Origin of the sequence: Chthonomonas calidirosea T49, assembly GCF_000427095.1 — a bacterium.
GTDB classification, from domain to species: domain Bacteria; phylum Armatimonadota; class Chthonomonadetes; order Chthonomonadales; family Chthonomonadaceae; genus Chthonomonas; species Chthonomonas calidirosea.
In genome coordinates this window covers 654,007-675,222 of sequence record NC_021487.1, presented here as the reverse complement: position 1 = coordinate 675,222, position 21,216 = coordinate 654,007, and the positions used below count along the sequence as shown (strand labels likewise).

Genomic DNA, 21,216 nt, shown 5'->3' with positions numbered 1-21,216 from the left:
ATGACTGTGGTTACAGACACGCTTCCGCTCTATCGCGCAGAGTACGAAAGGTTTCGTCGGAGTGCGCCCGGGCCGGAATGGCTTATTGGACGCCAGCAGGAGGCCTTTACGGCTTTTGAGTCGCTAGGGTTTCCGCAAAAAGATGATGAGGAGTGGCGGTTCACCCCTATCGCTCCCCTTGTTCAGACACCGTTTCATCTGCCAGTAACTGCGGCCTCCCTTGTCGCGCAGGATATTCAATCGTGGCTCCTCGTTCAGGGGGCTTCTGCGGTGCTGGTGTTCCTCAACGGGAGATTTCAGCCGCAGCTTTCGGCAGTAAGCGAGGGCGATGGTGCAATCATCTCAGATTTACGAACTGCTTTACAAGCACACCCTGAGCTTCTGCGACGTCATCTAGCGCAATATACGCCCTTAACCCTGCATACATTCGTCGCTCTCAACACCGCCTTTTTCGACGATGCCGCAGTGATCTATCTTCCCCATGAGGCGCAGTTGGAAAAGCCTATTTACCTACTCTTTATTTCGGCAGGAACCGAAGAGGCTATAATGTCCACACCTCGAGTGCTTGTGGTGGCGGAGGAAGCAAGTGAAGCCTCTGTGATCGAGTGTTACGCTGGTGCTTCAGATAAAGCCTATTTTACCAACTCCGTTACCGAGATCGTGGCTGCTCCAGGAAGTATTCTCGACCATTATCGGGTAAATCTCGAAGGGGCTTCGGCATTCCATGTTTCGTACACGCATGCGGAGATTCATCGGGAGGCGAGTTTTACGTCGCATTCACTTACGCTTGGAGGACGATGGGTTCGTAACGAGGTCTATGCGAAGTTGCAAGGTGAGAAAGGCTATTGCCTGCTCAACGGGCTTTATTTAGGTACGGAGCAGCAAATTATTGACAATCACACAACCATTGATCACGCAGCTCCTGCTTGTGAAAGTCATGAGTTTTACAAGGGGATTCTCGACGGCCACTCGCACGGCATTTTTAACGGAAAGATATACGTGCGCCCCCAGGCTCAAAAGACGGACGCGAAGCAGACGAATCAAGGGTTGCTGTTGTCACGCAACGCCCAGATCAACTCGATGCCTCAGCTCAAGATTTATGCCGATGATGTGAAGTGTACCCACGGCGCTACCGTTGGTCAGCTAAGCAAAGAGGCTCTGTTCTACCTGCGTACTCGAGGAATAGACAAAGAGGAGGCGGAAGCGATCCTCATTAGGGCTTTTGCAATGGACATTATCAACCGTATGCGTTTGGAGAGTTTGAAGGAGGCCCTCGACACAGTGCTATTGGAACGGCTCAGCAAGGGTAGAGTGGTGGAAGCGAGGAAGTAACACAATGGCCGACAAGACGACGGTTTTATCTCAACAAGCCGCTATATGCTACGATGTGGAAAAGGTGCGGGCGGAGTTTCCTATCCTACAGGAGAAGATTCACGGAAAGCCGCTTATCTATCTTGATAACGCGAACACAACGCAGAAGCCGTTAAGAGTGCTAGAGGCCATTCAACGCTTCTACTCCCAGCAGAATGCGAATATTCATCGCGCGACGCACCTCTTAAGCGAGCGTGCCACGGTTGCATACGATGATGCCCGAGAGAAGGTCAGGCGTTTTTTAAACGCTCGCTACTTTGAAGAGATCGTCTTTGTCCGCAACGCCACAGAGGGAGTCAATCTCATTGCTCAGACCTTTGGTCGGCGCTTTGTAGGTGAAGGAGATGAGATCCTGATCTCAGCAATGGAACATCACGCCAACATCGTGCCTTGGCAGATGCTATGTGAGGAAAAGGGGGCAAAGTTGCGGGTGATCCCCATCTCCGCTGAGGGCGAGCTAGTACTGGAGGAGGCGGAGAAGCTCATCGGGCCTCGCACAAAGCTCGTCGGTATTGTACACATGTCCAATGTGATAGGAACCATCAACCCGGTAGAAGAGCTTATTCGTATGGCCCATGCGAAGGGGGTGCCGGTGTTAGTAGACGGAGCGCAATCGGCCTATCACATGCCCATAGATGTTCAGGAGATGGACTGCGATTTCTTTGTGTTCTCGGGGCATAAGCTATACGGACCAACAGGCATTGGAGTCCTCTATGCGAAGCGGGAAATTTTAGAAACCTTACCTCCTTGGATGGGTGGCGGTGATATGATCCTCTCCGTCACTTTCGAGAAAACGATTTATAACGAGATTCCTTATCGGTTTGAGGCGGGGACCCCTCATATTGCGGGGGCTGTTGGTTTGGGAGCGGCCATAGACTTTCTCGATGAGCTAGGTTTGGATAACATCGCCGTGTACGAGGCACAGCTCACGGAGTACACTGCTCGGCGGTTGGAGGAGGTACCAAAGCTTAAACGAATCGGCAAACCGGAGCGATTCGCGACCGTTTTCTCCTTTATGCTGGGCGATATTCATCCCCACGATGTGGGGACGTTTCTCGATCGAGATGGTATCGCTGTGAGAACTGGGCAACACTGCGCCCATCCCTTGTTACAATGTTTTGGGGTACCGGCCACCGTCCGCGTTTCACTGGCCTGTTATAACACAAAAGAGGAGATAGATGCGTTGGTGGAGAGCCTCAAGCGAACGGTGGAGGTCTTCGGATGATGGATGAAAGTTTGAGAGAGCTCTACCAGGAGATCATTTTAGAGCATAACCGAAACCCGCGGAACTTCGGAGCCCTTGAGGACGCTGATTTTACTGCAAGCGGGCATAACCCATTATGTGGCGATCAAGTAACGGTCTATCTGAAGATGGATGGCGACTACATTAAGGATATACGCTTTGTGGGGCAGGGCTGTGCCATCTCGAAGGCCTCCGCTTCTCTCATGACAACATCGCTTAAGGGGAAGACCAGAGGGGAGGCCGAAGCCATTTTTGAGGCTTTTCACAAAATGGTGACTTCGGATGAGGATTTAGATGAGCAAACGATGGAGAAACTTGGCAAGCTGGCTGTTTTCGCCGGAGTCCGCGAGTTCCCCACTAGGGTCAAATGCGCCAGTCTTGCTTGGCACACCCTCCGCGCCGCCCTGCACCAGTCCAACGAAATCGTTCGGACCGAATAGGACAAGGGAGGAAGCTATGAGTGAACAAGCACGTGAACAAGAACAAGGAGCTACGAGTCCTTCTGAGCCTCTTTCCCCAATGGATGTAACGATTTTAAAGGGCGAGGTCATCGAGGCTTTGAGGACGGTGTACGATCCAGAGATACCGGTCAATATTTATGAGTTGGGTTTGATCTATGACCTCGATGTCACCCCAGAGGGAGAAGTGAACATTCGCATGACGCTGACCTCTCCAGCATGTCCAGTTGCGGGAAGCTTGCCTGGTGAGGTACAGGAGAAGGTTGCATCGGTTCCTGGGGTAAAAAACGTAAATGTAACGGTGGTATGGGACCCACCATGGAACCTCGACATGATGAGCGAGGAGGCCAAGTTAGAGCTTGGTATTTTCTAGGAAACTCTGGTAGATAGGAAGAGGGAAAGCGATGTCTGAAGTTGTACTCAACAGACCGATCGTGCATTTAACCCCTGCGGCAGTGGCCCGAGTGAAGGCTCTTATTGCCAAACAGGGCGACCCCGATCTCGGTTTGAGGTTGGGGGTAAAGGGCGGAGGATGCTCAGGCCTATCCTATACGATGTCTTTAGACAAAACGCCTACAGAGCGTGATTATGTGTATGAAGTTGAAGGCATTCGTGTAATGATTGATAAGCGTAGCGCCCGTTTTCTTGAGGGGGCCTCTCTGGACTACAACATGCTTAACTTGTTGGAGGGCGGATGGAAGTGGAGCAATCCCAATGCCCAGCGCAGTTGCGGCTGTGGAACCTCCTTTGCTCCGAAGGAGGTGCAATAGGAGACGGGATAACACAAACAGCTCCTTATAGGCTCAAAGAGAAGAGATGAAATAAGAAAGAGGTGCTCTGTTTTGTGAATATTTGGCAAAACCCGAGTCTCCGTTTGTGAGGAGGCTCGGGTTTGCTTAGCGGGGATGATCTGGAGATATGAGCTATTTGTTCCCACCTGTTGGTTGGGTATAGCCGGGTGGTGCTCCTGGTATCGCATTAGGTGGCGGTGCCGCTGGTGTACCACCACGGGTATCACTTTGTGTGTTCGATTGGGATGGTTGACCGTAGTTGGGTACTGGAGCTGCAGGGTTCCCTGCAACTCCTGGCGAAGGTGGATAGTAACTAGGCTGCATCGCCTTGTAGAGCCAGAACCCTAGTACAATCACCACTACCACTACGACAATCGCCACGATAACAGGAGAGACTTGCTTGTTCACCGTTTTTACCTTCCTTTCAAATCTTCTCTAGCGCTTCACGCAGAAGTGCTAAGAGAGTTTGACGGATTTTTGTTAAGGCATGGTGCCTTGGTTTCCACCGCAGGTCACGTCTATACCGTCATGGTAGGGCAGAATGTCGTGCCAGTTCCCTGACCAACGAGAGGCTTGATGGGGGTTGTCGTGATACCAGCATCGGTAGCCAGGCAATACAGGGTATTGGCCCTTATTAGGCCATCCGGAGTTGTTGTTGGGGAAGCCTCTGACGTTGTGGACGTGCCCGTCGGCATAAAGGAGATTGCTGGTGCCGTTATGGCGCAGAGCGAGCTCGTTGGTGCCATCACCTACGGAGCACCAGTTCCACCAACCATTAGGCCAGTTGCAGTTGTCGCGCTCATAGAGCATAACGGTAATTGCTGGAAAGCCGGCCGCAGCGACCGGGACATTGAATTCGCAGCCGAACTTGCCGTTGTTCGCACAGGCGTAATTGTTTTCAATGCCGCCATTACCGCAGAACCAGCACCATCCAAAGGTACCCGGCATGGTGTAGGAGCGTTTAACTTGCCCGTAAGTGGTTTGTACGGTAGGAGAGTAGATGTCGCTAGGGCATGAGATAATCTGCATATTTTTGGTGTAGGGGTAGATAAGGCGGTCCCAAGTTTGCGGACTGTTAACGGTATCAAAGTTGCCAGAGGGCGGCATCCAGGCCAGCGGAGGACAGAAGCTATCGTCATAGTCCTGTTGATACATGAGTAGTGCTGTGCCCAGTTGCTTCATATTGGAGACACAGGAGATAGCCCGTGCCTTTTCACGTGCCTGTGCAAAAACGGGGAAGAGAATGGCAGCAAGGATCGCTATAATGGCGATCACGACGAGCAACTCGATGAGGGTAAATGCGGGTTTAGGTCGTTTCATCGTTTCGATTTCCTTTCTTCTGTTTGGGTTTGCTTTTCTACGCGTCGGAGCGAGCGCATAATTGAACGATCGTTTGGTGCAGAGGAAGCAACCACATAGCGCCTCTTCTGCGATAACCCCAGATCACACCCGCTAAACTATTTTAATTGTAACCCAGATATGGTTTGTTGTCAAGGGTTTTGCCGGATTTTTGCTGCCAATAGCTTGAGATTTCGCACGCAAATGTTTGTGAGAAGTATGATGAAGCGTCTGCAGGGATGACTCAGCGTCTCATAGACAGGGTAGGCAAAGACATTACGTTTGCGGCCGCGCAACCTTGACTTTTTGGGCTTGCGTATGATATACTAACACCAAACTCGGTGGGAGCCATTTCCGCCGAGTAAAAGTTTGCGTGAGGCGTCACGAACCTCACCGTTTTGGGGAGATGCCCGAGTGGCTAAAGGGGGCTGACTGTAAATCAGCTGCGGAAGCTACGGAGGTTCGAATCCTCCTCTCCCCACCTTTCCTGCCCACATAGCTCAGTGGTAGAGCACTTCTTTGGTAAAGAAGAGGTCCTGGGTCCGATTCCCAGTGTGGGCTGGCCAAAAATTCTAAGGCAAAGTTACGTAAAGCATATCTCTGATGCCTGCCCTGCGAAACGGGTAGGTGCGAACCCCTTAGGTAGGGGTATGGATGCTGGAGGGATCAAAGGAAGATGGGAAAGCAGAAGTTTGAGCGTACGAAGCCCCATGTGAACGTGGGGACGATAGGTCATGTAGACCATGGGAAGACGACGTTAACCTCGGCGATCACCCGGGTTTTGGCGGCTTATAACGGCAGCAAGGCCTTGAAGTACGAGGAGATCGACAGCGCTCCGGAGGAGCGCGCGCGTGGGGTAACGATTAACGTTTACCATGCGGAGTACGAGACGGACGCCCGTCACTATGCGCATGTGGACTGTCCGGGTCATGCGGACTACATCAAGAACATGATCACAGGTGCGGCTCAGATGGATGGGGCGATCTTGGTGGTCTCTGCGGCCGATGGTCCGATGCCTCAGACGCGGGAGCACATTTTGTTAGCGCGCCAGGTAGGGGTTCCCTACATTGTGGTGTTTTTGAACAAAGTGGACATGGTAGACGACCCGGAGCTTTTGGATTTGGTGGAGATGGAAGTTCGGGAGCTTTTGAGCAAGTATGAGTTTCCTGGGGATGAGGTACCGGTGATCCGGGGTTCGGCGTTGCAGGCGATGTTAAGTGAGGACTTAAGCCGTGGGGATAAGTGGAATGGTCGGATATGGGAGTTGTTGGATGCGATAGACACCTACATTCCGACGCCTCAGCGGGAGGTAGACAAGCCGTTTTTGATGCCGATAGAGGACGTGTTCACGATAACGGGTCGTGGGACGGTGGTGACGGGTCGTGTGGAGCGCGGGCAGTTGAAGGTCAACGAGCCGGTGGAGATCGTGGGTTTACGTCCGACACGTCAGACGGTGGCGACCTCGTTAGAGCAGTTTCACAAGACGTGTGATGTGATTTATGCAGGGGACAACGCGGGGATATTGTTGCGTGGTGTGAACCGTACGGATGTAGAGCGAGGTCAGGTAGTGGCAAAGCCAGGGAGCATTCGTCCTCACACGAAGTTTCAGGGAGAGATCTATGTGTTAACGAAGGAAGAGGGCGGCCGTCACACGCCGTTTTACAGTGGGTATCGTCCTCAGTTTTACTTTAGGACGACGGATGTAACGGGTTCGATGGTGTTGCCGGAGGGTGTAGAGATGGTGATGCCCGGTGACAACGTTCGGATAACGGCGGAGTTAATCCAGCCGGTAGCGTTGGAGGAGGGCTTGCGTTTTGCGGTACGAGAGGGCGGACACACGGTAGGAGCCGGTGTCGTGACCAAAATCCTGGAATAAGGAAGATGCGCTATAGAGGGAGGGCGACGTAAAATGCGCCCTCCCTCTATCTGAACATCGTTGTGGATAGAGCGTATTCGGTTTCGAGTTTCGTAGGGAGAGTTTTAGATGCCACAGAAAGAAGCGCGGGTAATTGTTGTGCTAGCTTGCAGCGAATGTAAGTCGCGCAACTACACGACAACGCGCCGCCGAACAGGAAATAACAACCAACAATTGCGACTAGAGCTGCGGAAATACTGTCCTCAGCCATCATGCCGTAAGCACACGCTTCATCGTGAGGCTCGTTAAGCACGCGTCTTGGTGTAAGTGAAGGTGTAGCGTGCGTAAAAAGAAGTGAAGGGGTATAGCTCAGCTGGTAGAGCAGCGGTCTCCAAAACCGCAGGTCGGGAGTTCGAGTCTCTCTGCCCCTGTTGTCTCCTTAAGGTAAAAGGTAGGGCGGGTGAGGATTGGCGCCGTTTTCGAGCCGTTATAAGGCGCTATGCTCACAATGAAAGGGTATATAGACCCGTTTAGACAAGGAAAAGAGCGACACAAAGATGGCGATAGAGAAACAGCATCTCTCTGTGGTTAAATCGAGCCAAAACCCCATCGTGTTTATTCGTGAGGTATGGCAAGAGCGAGCTTAAGAAAACCACATGGCCTAGCTGGCAGCAGGCGAACCGACTGACATGGCAAGTGATTGCCGTGGTCGTGGTGATTGGTGCTTACATGTGGATTTTGAATGTCGTGTTCGCTTGGCTCATAAAGCACATTCTGCCACAATGAGAGGCCATGAAGCGTTTGAGAGTGACCTTTTTGTAACACAACAGATGCCTATGCAAAAACAGTGGTACGCGGTATATGTTTACACCGGTCATGAAAACAAGGTGATGACTAATATTCAGCGCCGAGCTGAGTCGATGCATCTCGACGACAAAATAGGTCGAATTCTGGTTCCGACCGAGGTCGAGCTTCGCTCGCGGGGCGGAAAGAAGATGGAAGTCAAGCGCAAGCTCTATCCAGGCTATGTGCTAATAGAGATGGTACTGGATAACGATACCTGGTATCTTGTGAAATCTACAACGGGCGTCATAGATTTTATTCCGCCTGGTGGCAAGCCGGTACCGCTTCAAGAGCATGAGGTTCAGGCTCTTCTCAATACAGCCGAGGGGGCTGCCCCAACGCCGGTGGTACGTTTTGAAAAGGGAGAGGTGATTCGCGTGGTTTCCGGGCCGTTTGCGGATTTCACCGGCACTATTGAGGAGGTTCACCCGGATAAGGAAAAGGTACGCGTGCTCATCTCCATCTTTGGGCGGGATACACCGGTCGAGCTAGATTTTCAACAGATCGAGCGCTTGGATTAAGTTCATTTTAAACGAGGTTCTAAAGCGAGGAAGAAGGAATGGCAAAAAAGGTGACCGCTGTGGTGAAGCTACAGCTGCCGGCGGGGAAGGCGACCCCAGCTCCGCCGGTTGGCTCGACGTTGGGCCACTACGGTATCAATTTAAAGAACTTTATTGACAGCTACAATGAGAAGACTGCGCAGTATGCGGGGTCTGTGATCCCGGTTGAGATCACCATTTATGAGGACCGCTCTTTTACCTTTGTCACGAAAACCCCGCCGGCAACCGATCTGCTCAAAAAGGCTGCTGGTGTGGAGAAAGGATCGGGACGCGCCGGACACGAGCGAGTCGGTAAGATAACGCGTGAGCAGCTTCTGCAGATCGCACAGACGAAGCTGCCCGATCTCAATGCGGTGGACTTGGAGGGAGCCGTGAAAATCATCGAGGGAACGGCTCGCTCGATGGGGCTGGAGATCGTGGGCTGAGCACGAAAGAGGGCTACCTAGGAGAGTTCTGTTATGCATCTACAGCCGTTCGCTTGTTCCATGACCGTGTTGTCCGTCCTCTCCGTACTATGGGGAGTAGTGCGAGAGTGGGTCTGCCGGATAGATTATCATCTGGTTTATCACGTAGGGGTTGATCAGAGGAACAAGCGGCGCGCAAGGTTTTACTTCTGGTCGGTGTGGGTAGCGCTTTGCACCACACTGATAAGTCTTGCCTGCATCGCGCGGGTAGTGGATTGGGAGATACCTCACGAGCCTTGGCAGCCCTATCTTCTCGGTATCTTGTATGGGCTGGGGCTTTGGGGGTTAACAATCGTCGCGCTTATCTGGCTGTCGATTGGAAAGCGTGCCTCAGAGCTGACGTTGGATGGGGAAACTCCCGCATCCGTGAAACTCGTTTTACCGAAGAGGAAAAAATAGTTGGGAGAAGCCTAAACGGCTTTGTAACGACCACTGGAGGAGATTTATGGCAGATACAGACGTTGTGGTATCCACCACTGAGAGTGCGACCGAAGAGAAACATGGGCTTTCTACTGCGGCTCGTAGAAAGGTGAGAGCAAGCCGACCGAGACGACACAGCCTGCGTTTCCTCGATCTCACTAAGGACATAAAATCCGGGGAAATATACTCTTTGGATGAAGCTGTGGAGCTTGTGAAGAAGAAGGCGACCGCGAAATTTGATGAGACGATAGAGGCCGCTATCAATTTAGGCGTAGACCCTCGTCATGGCGACCAGATGGTGCGAGGCACCACAACCTTGCCCTACGGTACGGGTAAATCGCGCGTGGTGTGGGTATTTGCTCGCGGTGAAAAGGCTGAGGAGGCTAAGGCTGCCGGCGCTGACCTCGTTGGCGCCGAAGACCTCGTGGAGCGTATCCAGAAGGAGGGAGGAGCGAACTGCGATATTTTGGTAGCCGATCCGGATGTTATGCCCCTTGTGTTCCGGTTGGGGCAGATACTTAAACAGCGCATGCCCAATGCGAAGGCTGGTACGGTCTCTCCCAATGTGGCTCAGGTGGTACGAGAGATCAAGCAGGCTAAACGCGTAGAGTATAGGGTAGACAAAAACGGTATTATCCATGCGCCTATAGGGAAAGCGAGCTTTCCGGCCGAGCACCTTAAGGCCAATCTGATCGCTTTGGTTTCTGCCCTCCTTAAGGCTCGCCCAGCCTCTGCTAAAGGGAAGTATCTAAAGCGCATTACGCTCTCTTCTACTATGGGGCCTGGCATTCATATAGACCCTTCAGAAGTACAGCGCCTTGCCGAACACAGCTAAAAGTTGCGATAACACTTGCAAAAGAACAAACAACCCCCTATCAAACGATAGGGGGTTGTGAATTAGAAGCATCAAGAAGGTGATTGTTCTTGGTGCATCTGTGCAACGCGAATGCGGTTTTGTGCGCGCTCGATCATTTTTCGTATCTCCTCAGCGCTAAGCTCGCCTGGGATCTCAAGCAGTTGACGAGCTTTCTCCTCGGCAGCACGTGCTCGTTCCAAGTCAATTTCTGAAGCCAGCTCTGCCGTATCAGCCAGAATGACCACTCGATCTCGAGTGGCCTGTAGAAATCCTCCACTCGTAGCCACGAGTTCTACTTGGCCGTTAGGGCGTTCTACTCGAATAACACCGATGCCCAATTCTGCGAGAAGGGGCGCATGACCGGCGAGAATACCGAACGAGCCTTCCACACCGGGTGCGCTGACCTGTCGTACGGGTTCGGAAAGCAAGAGCCTTTCAGGTGTGACGAGATCGAATTGAAACGTCTCTGCCATTTATCAGCTCCCCTGCATTTTGCGTGCTTTCTCGACAGCCTCTTCGATGTTACCGACGTTATAGAAGGCCTGTTCTGGGAGATCGTCATGCTTGCCTTCAAGTACCTCTTTAAAGGACTGCACCGTCTCTTTCAGTGGTACGTACTTGCCCGGGAGGCCGGTAAACTGCTCAGCGACATGGAAGGGCTGCGATAGGAATCGCTCAATGCGTCGAGCTCGTGCGACAACGAGCTTGTCTTCATCGGAAAGCTCGTCTACACCGAGGATGGCAATAATATCTTGAAGCTCCTTATAGCGCTGAAGTATTTGCTGCACACCGCGCGCTACTGCGTAGTGTTCTTCTCCAACAATATGAGGTTGGAGGATGCGAGAAGTAGAAGCGAGCGGGTCAACCGCCGGATAGATGCCTTTTTCTGCGATACGTCTTTCAAGATAGACGTAGGCGTCGAGGTGAGAGAAGGTTGTTGCCGGGGCTGGGTCGGTGGGGTCGTCGGCGGGAACGTAGATGGCCTGTACAGAGGTAACGGAACCACGTTTGGTGGAGGTAATGCGCTCTTGTAGGGCGCCCATTTCGGTAGAGAGTGTGGGTTGATACCCCACGGCGCTAGGAATGCGTCCGAGAAGTGCGGAAACTTCGGAACCCGCCTGCACGAATCGGAAGATGTTATCTATGAAGAGCAGTACGTCTTGGCCCTCTTCCTCACGGAAATACTCGGCGATGGTGAGCGCCGAGAGAGCCACGCGTAAGCGAGCACCGGGCGGTTCGTTCATTTGGCCGAAGACCATGGCCGTCTTAGAGATGACGCCCGATTCGGACATCTCTAACCAGAGATCGTTTCCTTCACGCGTGCGCTCTCCAACGCCGGCAAACACGGAGAAACCTCCGTGTTCTGTGGCGATATTGTAGATAAGCTCTTGGATAAGCACTGTTTTGCCGAGACCGGCTCCTCCGAAGAGGCCAATTTTTCCTCCCTTTAAGAAGGGGGTGAGGAGATCTACTACTTTGAGACCGGTTTCAAGAACCTCTTGGGTACTGCTTTGGTCAATGAAGCCTGGAGCAGGACGATGGATAGACCATCGTAGTTTGGCTTGTACAGGCTCTTTTTCGTCAATAGGTTCGCCGAGAAGATTGAAGACGCGGCCAAGCGTTTCTCGTCCAACGGGCACGGTAATGGGCTGACCAGTATCCTCCGCGGCCATGCCTCGGATAAGGCCATCGGTACTCGACATGGCGATGCAGCGCACCACATTGTTGCCTAAATGCTGGGCGGCCTCTACAGTGAGGTCAATGTTGCGGGCAGGGTCTTTAATCTTGATAGCATTGTTGATGGCAGGCAACTCATTCGGGGCAAACTCCAGGTCTACGACCGGCCCTTGCACCTGTACGACATATCCAATAGCCATGCGGAAATCTTGCTCCTTCGGTTTAGCAGAATGGGTGTCGAGTAAGTTTGTGACTCTATTCACAATCATTGTAGCAGTTTTATAACCGTTATGGCAAGAGGGAAGATAGAACTTTTATGGGATAATTAGGAAGGAGTTTTCCTGTAGCAATGTTGGAGGCAAACGGTGGAGAGGACGAAGAAACTTACAGAAGAACCGCTGGAAAAAACGAAGTTTGAGGCTGCCGAGAGCTCTAGGCGAACGGAGGAGGAAGTGTTGCGCTGTCCTGTGTGCTACCATCCCATTCCTGAAGAGCAGTTGGGGACAAAGCTGCACTGTCGCCGCTGTGGTTATCTTGAAAGCTGCTGTAATCCTCACTGATTGTGGCTATGCCATTGCCGTATTAAAATCGCTTTCGGGTAAAATCTACGCCAAGAAGCGATACCGTTGGTAGGGGATGCACTTTTCGACAACCTCAACGTCCGCTTTGAAGGAGGCAATAGAATGATCACGACTTTGGCACAATTGGGCACAGCGCTCTTTTGGATACTCTATGGGAGCTTCTTCGAGTGGTACTGGCATTGCTGCTGGATGCACCGCCCTCGTTTTCCGCGGGAGGCGTTTCATCGGCATACGCTTGTTCACCACACGCGATATAAGGGGGATGAGAGTTTCTATTTTCAGGAAACCGGGCATCCCGATCATGTCCTTTTGAAGCCCTATGCGCTGCCGGCTATTTTGGCAGCGCATCTCCCCGTCGCATGGCTCGTGGATAGATTTCTCGTCCACCACACTTTATGGATTGCTTTAGGAACGATGTTGCTCTACTTCTTTACCTATGAATATGTTCACTGGAACATACACGTTCCGCGTGGGCATTTTATCGAGCGCCTTCGATGGTTCCAGTTTTTGCGGACGCACCATAAACTGCATCACCGCTACCATCGGTGGAACTTTTGTGTGCTCTTGCCGTTGGCCGATCTGATAATGGGAACACTATTAACAGAGGCGATGTTGGCACGTCGGACTGTGAGAAAGGCAGCTGCTAAACTTGAGGAAGCGAAGCCGACATCGGTGAAGCGTCGGCGTCGGCGCACGTCTGCACTCGCTCAAGACAGCATGATGGCGGCACTTCCACGGCAAGGGCGGCGCCTATCTTTGCGGGCACGACGTGAGCGTTTTTTATTGCAGAATCGCTGGCTTCTCCGCTGGGCCTTTTTCAGTGAGCAGCGCAAGGCGCGTGGGCGAGCAAAAGAGCCTTATTCGCTTGCCGATTTGAAGGATCTCTTAACTTTGCACCGACAGCGTGAAGATCGCTGAAAGGCATGTCGGGCATATAAATGCACACCTTTCTATGACAGACCAAACGAATGAGATACGGCGCCTCTCGTTTCTAGAGACACGTGTCTATATTTGGATTATTGTCGCTTTTGCTATTGCTATTCGATTCTATGTATCTTTGCGGACGCACTCCACTGGAGAAGATTTTTTCATTACCCTACGATATGCGCACGAGATCGCGATAGGAAAAGGATTTACCTATAACGCGGGCCAGCACGTTTTAGGAACCACGACACCGCTCTATACGCTTGTGCTGGCCTTTTTGCTATGGCTGCATCTTCCCGCGATCTTTTTGGGCAAACTTCTTAATATTGTGGCCGATGGGATTACCTGTTGGCTCATGGGCAAATTTGCCGATGAGATGGGAATACCAACCGTGGGGCTGCTCGCCGCTCTCCTTTATGCCGATGGAGTCACACCGATCAGTGTAAGTATCAGCGGCATGGAGACCGGGTTGGTAACCTGTGTAGGTATGGCAGCCATAGTTGCTTTTGCACGCTCCAATTCGCGCGCGCTATGGGTTTGTACTGCCGTGCTTTTCTTGTTACGTATTGACGGGTTGGTATTGGGTGGCTTGCTTTTGGCAGCTCAGACCTATCGGATGCGGCGTTTCGAGGCACGAGATGCCCTGATAGCCGTTCTTATCGTGCTGCCTTGGCTCCTCTTTGCACTGTTCTATTTCGGCTCGCCGTTACCATCTTCGGTTGTGGCGAAACTTACGGTCTACAAGGTAACGATGGCTGGGGCTCATGGAGCGATTCTGAGGGCATTTAGAACCCAGTTTGATAGCGGTCTATTTCAAGATCTATTAACTCTGCTTTTTGGAATTGGCGTTGGTGAAAGCCTAGCAAAAAAGCGTTGGCAACTGCTCGTACCGTTGTGTTGGGTAGGGATCTACTATGGCACAATGCTTGCCTCACCCGTTCCAGCTTTTAGCTGGTATTTTCTCCCCCCATGGCCACTCTATCTGATAACGTCAGCGTTAGGCGGGTGCCTTGTAGCGGGAGTAGGCTGGACGTATCTCCTGTCAAAGCGATTTGCTCCTGCGCCGTCATGGCGATACATGAGAGCGGGAGGGCTTGGACTTATCGCTCTCCTAGGGCTGCTACATTTGCCGCGCTTGATCGTTGAGATCCAGAGGCCTCAGCAGGAGGAGGACGAGGTGCTACGCCCCACAGGTCTTTGGTTTCGGCGCCATGCTGCACCGAACGAGCTTATTTTGCTAGAGCCTATTGGTACCATCGGATATTACTCAGAGAGGCCCATTCTTGATATGATCGGTTTGGTGACCCCACAAGTGTTACCTTGCTATCGTACATCAGAGCCGCTACTCTGTATGATCACGCGGTTTCATCCTACATGGCTGTGCTTGCGGCCGAAGGAAGCAGACATATTAGGACAAGAGTCGTCGATCGTTTTGAAACAGGATTATAGGCTTGTACGGATCGTGCGTTGGCAGCGGGCGCACGCTCCGATCTTTCTCATTTTTCGCAGACGATAACGATCGATTGTAACCGAAAGAAGGATAAGAGGCTACAACTGACGAACAGGTAGATGAGCTAAGCATTTTGGGGCCAATGGGGGAGAGTTTTTATGTTGCTTGAGAGACTCGTGCGTTCGCCGGAGCTTCTAGGCTTTGATCCCGAACGTCTAAAGGCTGTAGAGAAAATGCTCCATCGAGGTATAGAGGAGCAGCTCTACACCGCTTATGCTTATCTTGTGATGCGCCACGGGAAGGTGGCCATTATGGGAGCCGGAGGCCTAGCACAGCCAGACGCGACCCCACCCGTTGCCGCACAGCTAGATACCATTTTTGATGCTGCCTCTCTCACCAAAACGATCACGGCTACCCTTCTTCTCCAATGTGTGGAAGCAGGGCAGCTTCATCTCGAACAGCCGCTACGATGGACTTTACCCGAATCGAAAGAGACGCCGTTAGGCGAGGTGACTCTCAAGCAGTTGGCGACCCACACAAGCGGTTTACCCTCTTGGCGTGATGTCAACGAAACGGGCAACGCTTTAGAGCATATTTTGGCTACGCCGCTGGAGGCAGAGCCTGGCACAAGATATGCGTATAGCGACCTTGGCTACATCCTTTTGGGATTTGTGCTTGAGCGTGAGCTGGGCGAGACATTGCCCAATTTAGCCAAGAAGCGAATTTTCGACCCTCTTGGGATGGAGCGTAGCGGCTATTTTCCATGCGAGCACCTGAAATCCCATCTTGCCGCGACCTCTGCGCCCTTAGGACAGGTGCACGACCCAAACGCACGAGGAATGGGGGGAGCAGCAGGACATGCCGGGCTTTATACCACAGTCTCCGATTTGGCCCGTTACCTGTTGGGGCTACGGCCGCCGGAGGGTGAAATCCCTCTCTTGCCTCCGCTCCTAAGCCCGCTAACGCGCCGGCTTATGGAAACGAATCAGAATCCATCACCCCTCAACGGCCATACCATCGGTTGGTTCGCCTATCCGAGTGGTTATCTCCCAAAAGGTGATCTTCTCTCAGAGAAAACCTACGCACATACGGGGTTTACCGGAACGCTTTTGATGGTTGACCCACTGCTAGACCTTGGGCTCATTTTATTGACGAATCGGGTTTACTATGAAAAACAGAACGACGGATCGGGGGTTTTGCGGTTGCGTCGTCTTTTTGCCAACGCGGTTGCTGGAGCCCTGCAACGGCTCTAGAGATGCTTGTTAGCCTTCGTTTTATAGGAGGGAATGATGTCATTTAAAATGCTATCTAGTAAAATTGCCCCTGCCCGTGAATCGATTGGCACGCGCTCTGCGCTGCGGCCAACCTTCCTCTGGGCTGCCGTTTTTGCGATCGTGGTGGCGTTGGTTCTGCGTCATCTGCATGAACAACCGGCTCTGCCACCGCTGGATCCCCTCTATGGAAATAGCGAGGACGCCTTGCCAGCGCTCATAACGAAGCTCAACGGGCTGTCGAAAGAGCAGCAGTTGCCCTTGTTACTGCAGTATGTACACAGCGCAAGTGCGGGCTTGCGCTATGCGGCGGTAGACCAGCTTGGGAACTGGAAAACTCCTGAGGCCATTGCTGCGGTGAAGCAGGCTTTTCAGGATTATGATTCGGAGGTGCGCCGAAGGGCGCTTTACGAACTGCCGCGCATGGACTTTTTGAAAGGACAGCAGTTGTTGGCTGCGGCTCTGCAGGATGAGGATCCCTGGGTTCGAGAAGATGCGGCTACGCAGCTCGCACTTATTACGGAGCGTCATAAGCAGAAGCTTGATCCTAGCTTGGTGCCGGCGTTAGTACAAGCGACGGAAGATCCAGATATAAACGTTTCCCAGATGGCCATGAGTGCCTTAGCGCATTGGCTGCATAGGCCTTGGCATGTCTCGATGCTGGCACCTCAGACGTTGCGCCAAAAGATGGCAGCTCAGTGGATCAGGTGGTGGCAGACCAAACGAACACATTGGCCGGTAAGTCGCCAATTTGTCGCTACTGGTCCTGTGGCACCTACCCTAACGGTTCCCTGCCCAGATTTCACCCTGCGAATGATAGATGGACGCACTTTGACCCCGCGGACACAGCGTGGACGAATTACCCTGCTCACCTTTTGGGGGTTCAACTGCGGCCCCTGTATGGCGGAGCAGCCGGATCTCAATGCCCTCTACGAACGCTATGTGGGCAAACCAGTAGACATTATCGGGGTAGTTGTTGGGAACAACACGGCCTCCGAGGTACGCAACTACTGTCGGCGTAATAACGTGATCCCACCTCAGGGGATGGCAACTCCGCTGCTATTACGTCAATTTGGGTGCATTGAGGATGTTCCGGTAAACGTGTTGATAGATCCTCAAGGGCGCATCTGTCGTATTTGGCAGGGAGCGCCACGGGACCCAGAGCCTTATAGTAAAGTTATCGATCAGCTATTAACGGGGGTGAAGGGATCGTGAGCCAGACGATTCGCTTCTGTCTTCTGTTCATTGGCGATGATGTTGCTAGGGGAGAAGAGGAGGCAAAGGCTGTAGGAAACTGGGTAGAGGAGACCTTCCAAACGCGTGGTTGGGAGCTCGTGGAGAAGCAGGCTGTTCCGGATAACCCTCCGCAGATCGCCGAGACCCTTCGCCGTTGGAGCGATGGTCGCTGTGATCTGCTATTGACGTTGGGAGGGACCGGCTTTTCTCCGCGTGCGTCAGCGCCGGAGGCTACGAGACAGGTGATACAAAGGGAAGCACCGGGGGTGATGGAGTGCATACGTCTGTGGGGCGCTATGCAGGCGCCTACACTGCTGCTCTCGCGAGGTGTTGCAGGCCTACGAAATCGGGTTCTTATTGTGAACTTGCCATTTAGCTTAGAGGAGGTTCAGGCCGCCTTAAGGGTTCTTATGCCACTGCTTCCACGCGCGATTGCCGAACTGCGTGATGAGCCGGTGCCATCCTTATCATGGGAAGAGTTGCCACGCGAGCTAGCTACCGGACAGGAGGCTTCATCCGAGGATTCAGGAGGGGAGACTCCGCAGACCGTGGCCGTTTTGGAGACCAACCTCGACGATTTTTCTCCGGAGTTCTATGAGCCGCTTCTGGAGCGTCTATTTGCAGTCGGAGCGCTCGATGTCTATCTAACGCCCATCTATATGAAAAAAGGGCGCCCGGCAACTCTGCTAACCGTGTTAGGGCCGCAGGAAAAAAGCGAAACACTTGCGGAGGTTATTTTTACCGAAACGACCACTTTCGGCATTCGTCATACTTTAATGGCGCGCTATGTGCTGGCACGGCGATGGGAGAGTATAGAGACGCCCTATGGCCCGATTCGTATCAAGATCGGGAGCTGGCGTGGCGTGGAGCGAACGGCATCACCGGAGTACGAGGATGTTAAGGCAGCCGCCGTGGCGCATAACGTGCCTTTGAAGCAGGTCTATCATGCCGCTCTGCAGGCCTATGCGGCGCGGCAGAACCGACAGGGTACGTCTTCCTAATACTCCCAATACTTCTATCCACTATTTTGAAAAAGAGGAGGATACCGTTTGTGCTGGTTGTATGCAAAACATGGCATTCCGTTTGTCGTCTTCTCTTCATTTGTGGCTTTCTATTGTCGCTTACGTTACGAGTTGCCTTCGCAGGCCCTCCATTCATTACCGACGATCCGGAGCCAGTAGAATGGCATCATTGGGAGGTTTACATCTCCTCGATCTACGAGCATACGAAGGATGGCACCAGCGGAACGCTGCCTCATGTTGAGATAAACAATGGTATCGTTCCCAATGTACAACTACATCTTATTCTGCCAATGGCTTTTTCTCAAGCGACAGGTGGCCCCCTGCTTTATGGCTTTGGAGATATAGAGCTGGGGGTGAAATATCGTTTCGTGCAGGAGGGGCGTAGGCGCCCTATGGTTGGCATTTTTCCACTGCTCGAGGTGCCTACAGGCGACGCCAACCGCGGATTAGGCTCCGGCCATCTTCAGACCTTTCTGCCTATCTGGTTGCAAAAGAGCTGGAGGACTTGGACGACCTATGGTGGCGGAGGATACTGGATTAATCCGGGAGCAGGCAATCATAATTATCTCTACTTGGGATGGCTGCTGCAGAAAGACCTCAATTCTCATTTGACCCTTGGTGGGGAAGTGTATTATAACACCTCACCGGCGGTAGGGGAAAGTGAGACAATGGGCTTTAACTTTGGTGGGCAGTACAACTTTGATGATGGACATCATCTCCTCTTCTCTTTCGGCAGGACGTTCAGTGGCGATACCAGTTTTATGAGTTATATCGGTTTTCAGTGGACGTTCGGCCCTCATGAAACGAGTGAGCAAGAGGCACAATAGAATAGAGAGCATAGTGGTCTTAAGTACTTTGCTCTGCAGCTACTGAGGAAGCGATAGATCGGTTTTAGCGATAGAGGCGAGCAGTATTTCTGCAATATCGGCAAGGTGGGCGGTATTTTGTTCTGAGGTAGCGAGGCTATCGCCTAGCATGACTTTGCAGAAAGGGCAACTGACCGCTATGGTTTGGGCACCGGTAGATAAAAGCTCCTTCACTCTTCGGTTGCTAGGCCGCTGGGTGCTGGGCTCTTCCATCCACATGCGTCCTCCTCCAGCACCGCAGCACAGAGTGCGATCGGCGTGGTGCTCCGGCTCTTTTAGGGGCTGATGAGTGAGCGTTTGCAGCAGGGCCCGAGGGGCCCTCACCTCACCGTTAACCCGTGCCAGAAAACAGGGATCGTGATAGGTAACGTTCGTCTGTGCGCCACGCTCTAGTTGAAGGCGACCATTCTGCACGAGTTGTTTTAGAAATTGAGTGTGGTGCATAACCTGGTAGTTACCCCCGAACTGGGGATATTCGTGTTTAAGCGTGTGAAAGCAGTGAGGGCAGGCAGTAAGAATGCTGGAGGCACCAGTGCGATTTAGTACGGCGATATTCTCCGCTGCCAGCTCTTGAAAAAGAAACTCTTCTCCCATTCGACGGGCAGGGTCGCCCGTACAGCATTCTTGGTGACCTAGAACAGCAAACGAGACGTTGGCGGCATGTAGCAAGGATACCAGTGCTCTCATAGTGGCTTGCGCACGAGGCTCAAAAGCTCCGGCGCATCCCACCCAAAGCAGGATATCTGGTTTTTGTCCGGGTTCTACGATAGGGACATCTAGCCCTTTTGCCCACTCCATTCTTTGAGAAGCCGGAAGTCCCCACGGGTTCTTTTGGCTTGCTAGCTGGCGCAGCATGGTGCCTGCCGAGCCACTTAGGTGTCCCTCACCCACACGATATCTACGGATGCCATTGATAAGATCTACGTGGCGGATGGCCGCAGGGCATTCTTGCACACATGCATGGCAGTTGGTGCAGGCCCAAAGCGATTCTTCATCAATAACATCGGTAGTTGTTTCTAAGAGATCGGCTGCCCACATCTGTTGTCTTAGGGAAAGCACGATCTGTTTGGGATCGAGCGGTTTACCTACCGCGTGGGCTGGGCAGGCTTCGGTGCATCGGCCGCACTCCATGCAAGCATCAAGGTTCAGAAGGTAGGTGCCGTTGAGATCAGCGAGGGTTCTCAAGCCAATATGGCCGGTTTGCTCGACTTTCTCCATGGTTTCCGGTTCTAAAACGCCCATGTTTCGGTTAGGTTGGAGGAGGATGGAGAGAGGGGCGGTAAATAGATGAAGCCGTCGTCCATAAGGAAGAGCGGCGATGGTGATGAGCACGAGCGGCGCATGAACCCACCAGATGAGGACATAACCGGTTGGCGATAGATGGGGAAATAGCAGAGCAAACCAGCGCCCGATGGGAGAGTAGGCCATATAGGCATGGCGTGAGGGATCGGCGGCTAGCCCGGCTCCTTCCAAAAGAAAACCGGTAAATGTGGCTGCGAGGAGGAGGAGTAGAAAACCGGTATCCCATGGCGTGTGGCCGAGCATCTCAGGGCGAAAGCAGAGACGGCGCAACAGAGTGAGCAAGATGCCAATGACGAGAGCTAGTCCAAAGATGTCTAGGGTAACTTTACAGGTTAGGTAGAACCCACCATAGTAGAGCCAGTGAGGGCCGAAAAAGAAGGCTCCGTAGTGTTCGATAGCGACAATGCAGGTTCCAATGAAGAGAACGAGCATGCCGTAGAAGAGCAGAAGATGGGCTATGCCAGCGTAACGGCGTCGCAGAACATGGCGATGTGCAAAGACTTCACGGCTGAAGGATGCAAGGTGTTGAAGGGCTTGCTGTAAGGCGAAGGGGAGACCGCCTCGAAGCCAGATTCGCGCATGACGTACGATGGGGATGAGAGCAATACCAGTGCTGATCAGCGCCAGAGTGTAGAAACAGGCCTGTTGGAAGACGCTAATATGAAAAAAGATCGTGCGAGTTGGCATA

At 52.6% G+C, this 21,216-nt stretch carries 23 protein-coding genes and 3 tRNA genes; 21 read left to right on the top strand and 5 right to left on the bottom strand.

All coding sequences use genetic code 11. From position 1 onward, the window contains the following. The 5 genes from sufD to CCALI_RS02975 are packed head-to-tail and all read left to right on the top strand — an operon-like array spanning position 1 to position 3,842. Complete coding sequence (gene sufD / locus CCALI_RS02995) at positions 1-1,332, top strand: Fe-S cluster assembly protein SufD (protein WP_016481995.1); 1,332 nt, start codon at positions 1-3, stop codon at positions 1,330-1,332. A gap of 4 nt (positions 1,333-1,336) precedes the next feature. Next, a complete protein-coding gene (locus CCALI_RS02990; protein WP_016481994.1) occupies positions 1,337-2,596 on the top strand; it encodes a cysteine desulfurase in 1,260 nt (419 codons plus the stop codon). Further along, complete coding sequence (sufU, locus tag CCALI_RS02985; RefSeq protein WP_044949658.1) at positions 2,596-3,054, top strand: Fe-S cluster assembly sulfur transfer protein SufU; 459 nt, start codon at positions 2,596-2,598, stop codon at positions 3,052-3,054. Before CCALI_RS02990 ends, sufU begins: the two co-directional genes overlap by 1 nt. 16 nt (positions 3,055-3,070) lie before the next feature. After that, positions 3,071-3,445: an SUF system Fe-S cluster assembly protein gene (locus CCALI_RS02980; protein WP_016481992.1), complete on the top strand. Its 375-nt coding sequence runs from the start codon at positions 3,071-3,073 to the stop codon at positions 3,443-3,445. A 31-nt stretch (positions 3,446-3,476) separates the two neighbouring features. Further along, complete coding sequence (locus CCALI_RS02975; RefSeq protein WP_016481991.1) at positions 3,477-3,842, top strand: HesB/IscA family protein; 366 nt, start codon at positions 3,477-3,479, stop codon at positions 3,840-3,842. A gap of 153 nt (positions 3,843-3,995) precedes the next feature. On the opposite strand, the gene CCALI_RS15920 is transcribed toward CCALI_RS02975, so the two are convergent. Together CCALI_RS15920 and CCALI_RS16285 are read right to left on the bottom strand one after the other, a co-directional pair. Continuing rightward, positions 3,996-4,271: a hypothetical protein gene (locus tag CCALI_RS15920; RefSeq protein ID WP_155850460.1), complete on the bottom strand. Its 276-nt coding sequence runs from the start codon at positions 4,269-4,271 to the stop codon at positions 3,996-3,998. 72 nt (positions 4,272-4,343) lie between these two features. Beyond that, a complete protein-coding gene (locus tag CCALI_RS16285) occupies positions 4,344-5,183 on the bottom strand; it encodes a DUF1559 family PulG-like putative transporter (RefSeq protein WP_016481990.1) in 840 nt (279 codons plus the stop codon). A 418-nt stretch (positions 5,184-5,601) separates the two neighbouring features. On the opposite strand from CCALI_RS16285, the gene CCALI_RS02965 reads away from it, so the two are divergent. The 10 genes from CCALI_RS02965 (at position 5,602) to rplA (ending at position 10,178) form a co-directional block, all read left to right on the top strand. After that, positions 5,602-5,682: transfer RNA gene (locus CCALI_RS02965), tRNA-Tyr, on the top strand. Between the two features lie 8 nt (positions 5,683-5,690). After that, positions 5,691-5,762, top strand: a tRNA-Thr gene (locus tag CCALI_RS02960). Positions 5,763-5,877: 115 nt separating this feature from the next. Then, positions 5,878-7,077 (top strand): elongation factor Tu, encoded by a 1,200-nt coding sequence (gene tuf, locus CCALI_RS02955; RefSeq protein ID WP_016481989.1) that lies wholly within the window; start codon positions 5,878-5,880, stop codon positions 7,075-7,077. Positions 7,078-7,185: 108 nt separating this feature from the next. Then, positions 7,186-7,365, top strand: a complete 180-nt coding sequence (gene rpmG, locus CCALI_RS15650) for a 50S ribosomal protein L33 (RefSeq protein ID WP_016481988.1) — start codon at positions 7,186-7,188, stop codon at positions 7,363-7,365. 49 nt (positions 7,366-7,414) lie between these two features. Next, positions 7,415-7,487: transfer RNA gene (locus CCALI_RS02950), tRNA-Trp, on the top strand. A 190-nt stretch (positions 7,488-7,677) separates the two neighbouring features. Beyond that, entirely contained in the window at positions 7,678-7,842 is a 165-nt protein-coding gene (secE, locus tag CCALI_RS16890; protein WP_075060758.1) for a preprotein translocase subunit SecE, read from the top strand. Beyond that, entirely contained in the window at positions 7,839-8,420 is a 582-nt protein-coding gene (nusG, locus tag CCALI_RS02945; RefSeq protein WP_343123216.1) for a transcription termination/antitermination protein NusG, read from the top strand. The genes secE and nusG overlap by 4 nt, the downstream gene beginning before the upstream one ends. 38 nt (positions 8,421-8,458) lie before the next feature. Then, a complete protein-coding gene (rplK, locus tag CCALI_RS02940; protein ID WP_016481985.1) occupies positions 8,459-8,884 on the top strand; it encodes a 50S ribosomal protein L11 in 426 nt (141 codons plus the stop codon). Between the two features lie 33 nt (positions 8,885-8,917). Then, positions 8,918-9,322 carry a hypothetical protein gene (locus tag CCALI_RS02935; RefSeq protein WP_016481984.1) on the top strand — a complete coding sequence of 135 codons (405 nt, stop codon included), beginning with the start codon at positions 8,918-8,920 and terminating at the stop codon, positions 9,320-9,322. A 46-nt stretch (positions 9,323-9,368) separates the two neighbouring features. Next, a complete protein-coding gene (gene rplA / locus CCALI_RS02930) occupies positions 9,369-10,178 on the top strand; it encodes a 50S ribosomal protein L1 (protein WP_016481983.1) in 810 nt (269 codons plus the stop codon). 71 nt (positions 10,179-10,249) lie between these two features. Here the strand turns inward: rplA and atpC are convergent, their stop codons facing one another. Then, the gene (atpC, locus tag CCALI_RS02925) at positions 10,250-10,672 is read right to left on the bottom strand and encodes an ATP synthase F1 subunit epsilon (RefSeq protein ID WP_016481981.1); all 423 of its coding nucleotides are present in this window, start codon (positions 10,670-10,672) and stop codon (positions 10,250-10,252) included. Between the two features lie 3 nt (positions 10,673-10,675). Beyond that, positions 10,676-12,076, bottom strand: coding sequence for a F0F1 ATP synthase subunit beta (atpD, locus tag CCALI_RS02920; protein ID WP_016481980.1), 1,401 nt, complete (start codon positions 12,074-12,076; stop codon positions 10,676-10,678). A 483-nt stretch (positions 12,077-12,559) separates the two neighbouring features. Between atpD and CCALI_RS14750 the strand changes: the two genes are divergently transcribed. The 6 genes from CCALI_RS14750 to CCALI_RS02890 all read left to right on the top strand — a co-directional run bounded on the left by CCALI_RS14750 (position 12,560) and on the right by CCALI_RS02890 (position 19,187). After that, positions 12,560-13,375: a sterol desaturase family protein gene (locus CCALI_RS14750; protein ID WP_016481978.1), complete on the top strand. Its 816-nt coding sequence runs from the start codon at positions 12,560-12,562 to the stop codon at positions 13,373-13,375. 34 nt (positions 13,376-13,409) lie between these two features. Then, positions 13,410-14,897 carry a hypothetical protein gene (locus CCALI_RS02910; RefSeq protein ID WP_016481977.1) on the top strand — a complete coding sequence of 496 codons (1,488 nt, stop codon included), beginning with the start codon at positions 13,410-13,412 and terminating at the stop codon, positions 14,895-14,897. 92 nt (positions 14,898-14,989) lie between these two features. Next, positions 14,990-16,084: a serine hydrolase domain-containing protein gene (locus CCALI_RS02905; RefSeq protein ID WP_016481976.1), complete on the top strand. Its 1,095-nt coding sequence runs from the start codon at positions 14,990-14,992 to the stop codon at positions 16,082-16,084. Between the two features lie 48 nt (positions 16,085-16,132). Continuing rightward, complete coding sequence (locus CCALI_RS02900) at positions 16,133-17,317, top strand: HEAT repeat domain-containing protein (RefSeq protein WP_172636618.1); 1,185 nt, start codon at positions 16,133-16,135, stop codon at positions 17,315-17,317. Then, positions 17,314-18,339, top strand: coding sequence for a nickel pincer cofactor biosynthesis protein LarC2 (gene larC2, locus CCALI_RS14745; protein WP_016481974.1), 1,026 nt, complete (start codon positions 17,314-17,316; stop codon positions 18,337-18,339). The genes CCALI_RS02900 and larC2 overlap by 4 nt, the downstream gene beginning before the upstream one ends. 50 nt (positions 18,340-18,389) lie before the next feature. Next, positions 18,390-19,187 (top strand): transporter, encoded by a 798-nt coding sequence (locus CCALI_RS02890; protein ID WP_016481973.1) that lies wholly within the window; start codon positions 18,390-18,392, stop codon positions 19,185-19,187. A 39-nt stretch (positions 19,188-19,226) separates the two neighbouring features. Here the strand turns inward: CCALI_RS02890 and CCALI_RS02885 are convergent, their stop codons facing one another. Further along, positions 19,227-21,215 (bottom strand): (Fe-S)-binding protein, encoded by a 1,989-nt coding sequence (locus CCALI_RS02885; RefSeq protein ID WP_016481972.1) that lies wholly within the window; start codon positions 21,213-21,215, stop codon positions 19,227-19,229. Between the last annotated feature and the right edge of the window lies 1 nt (position 21,216).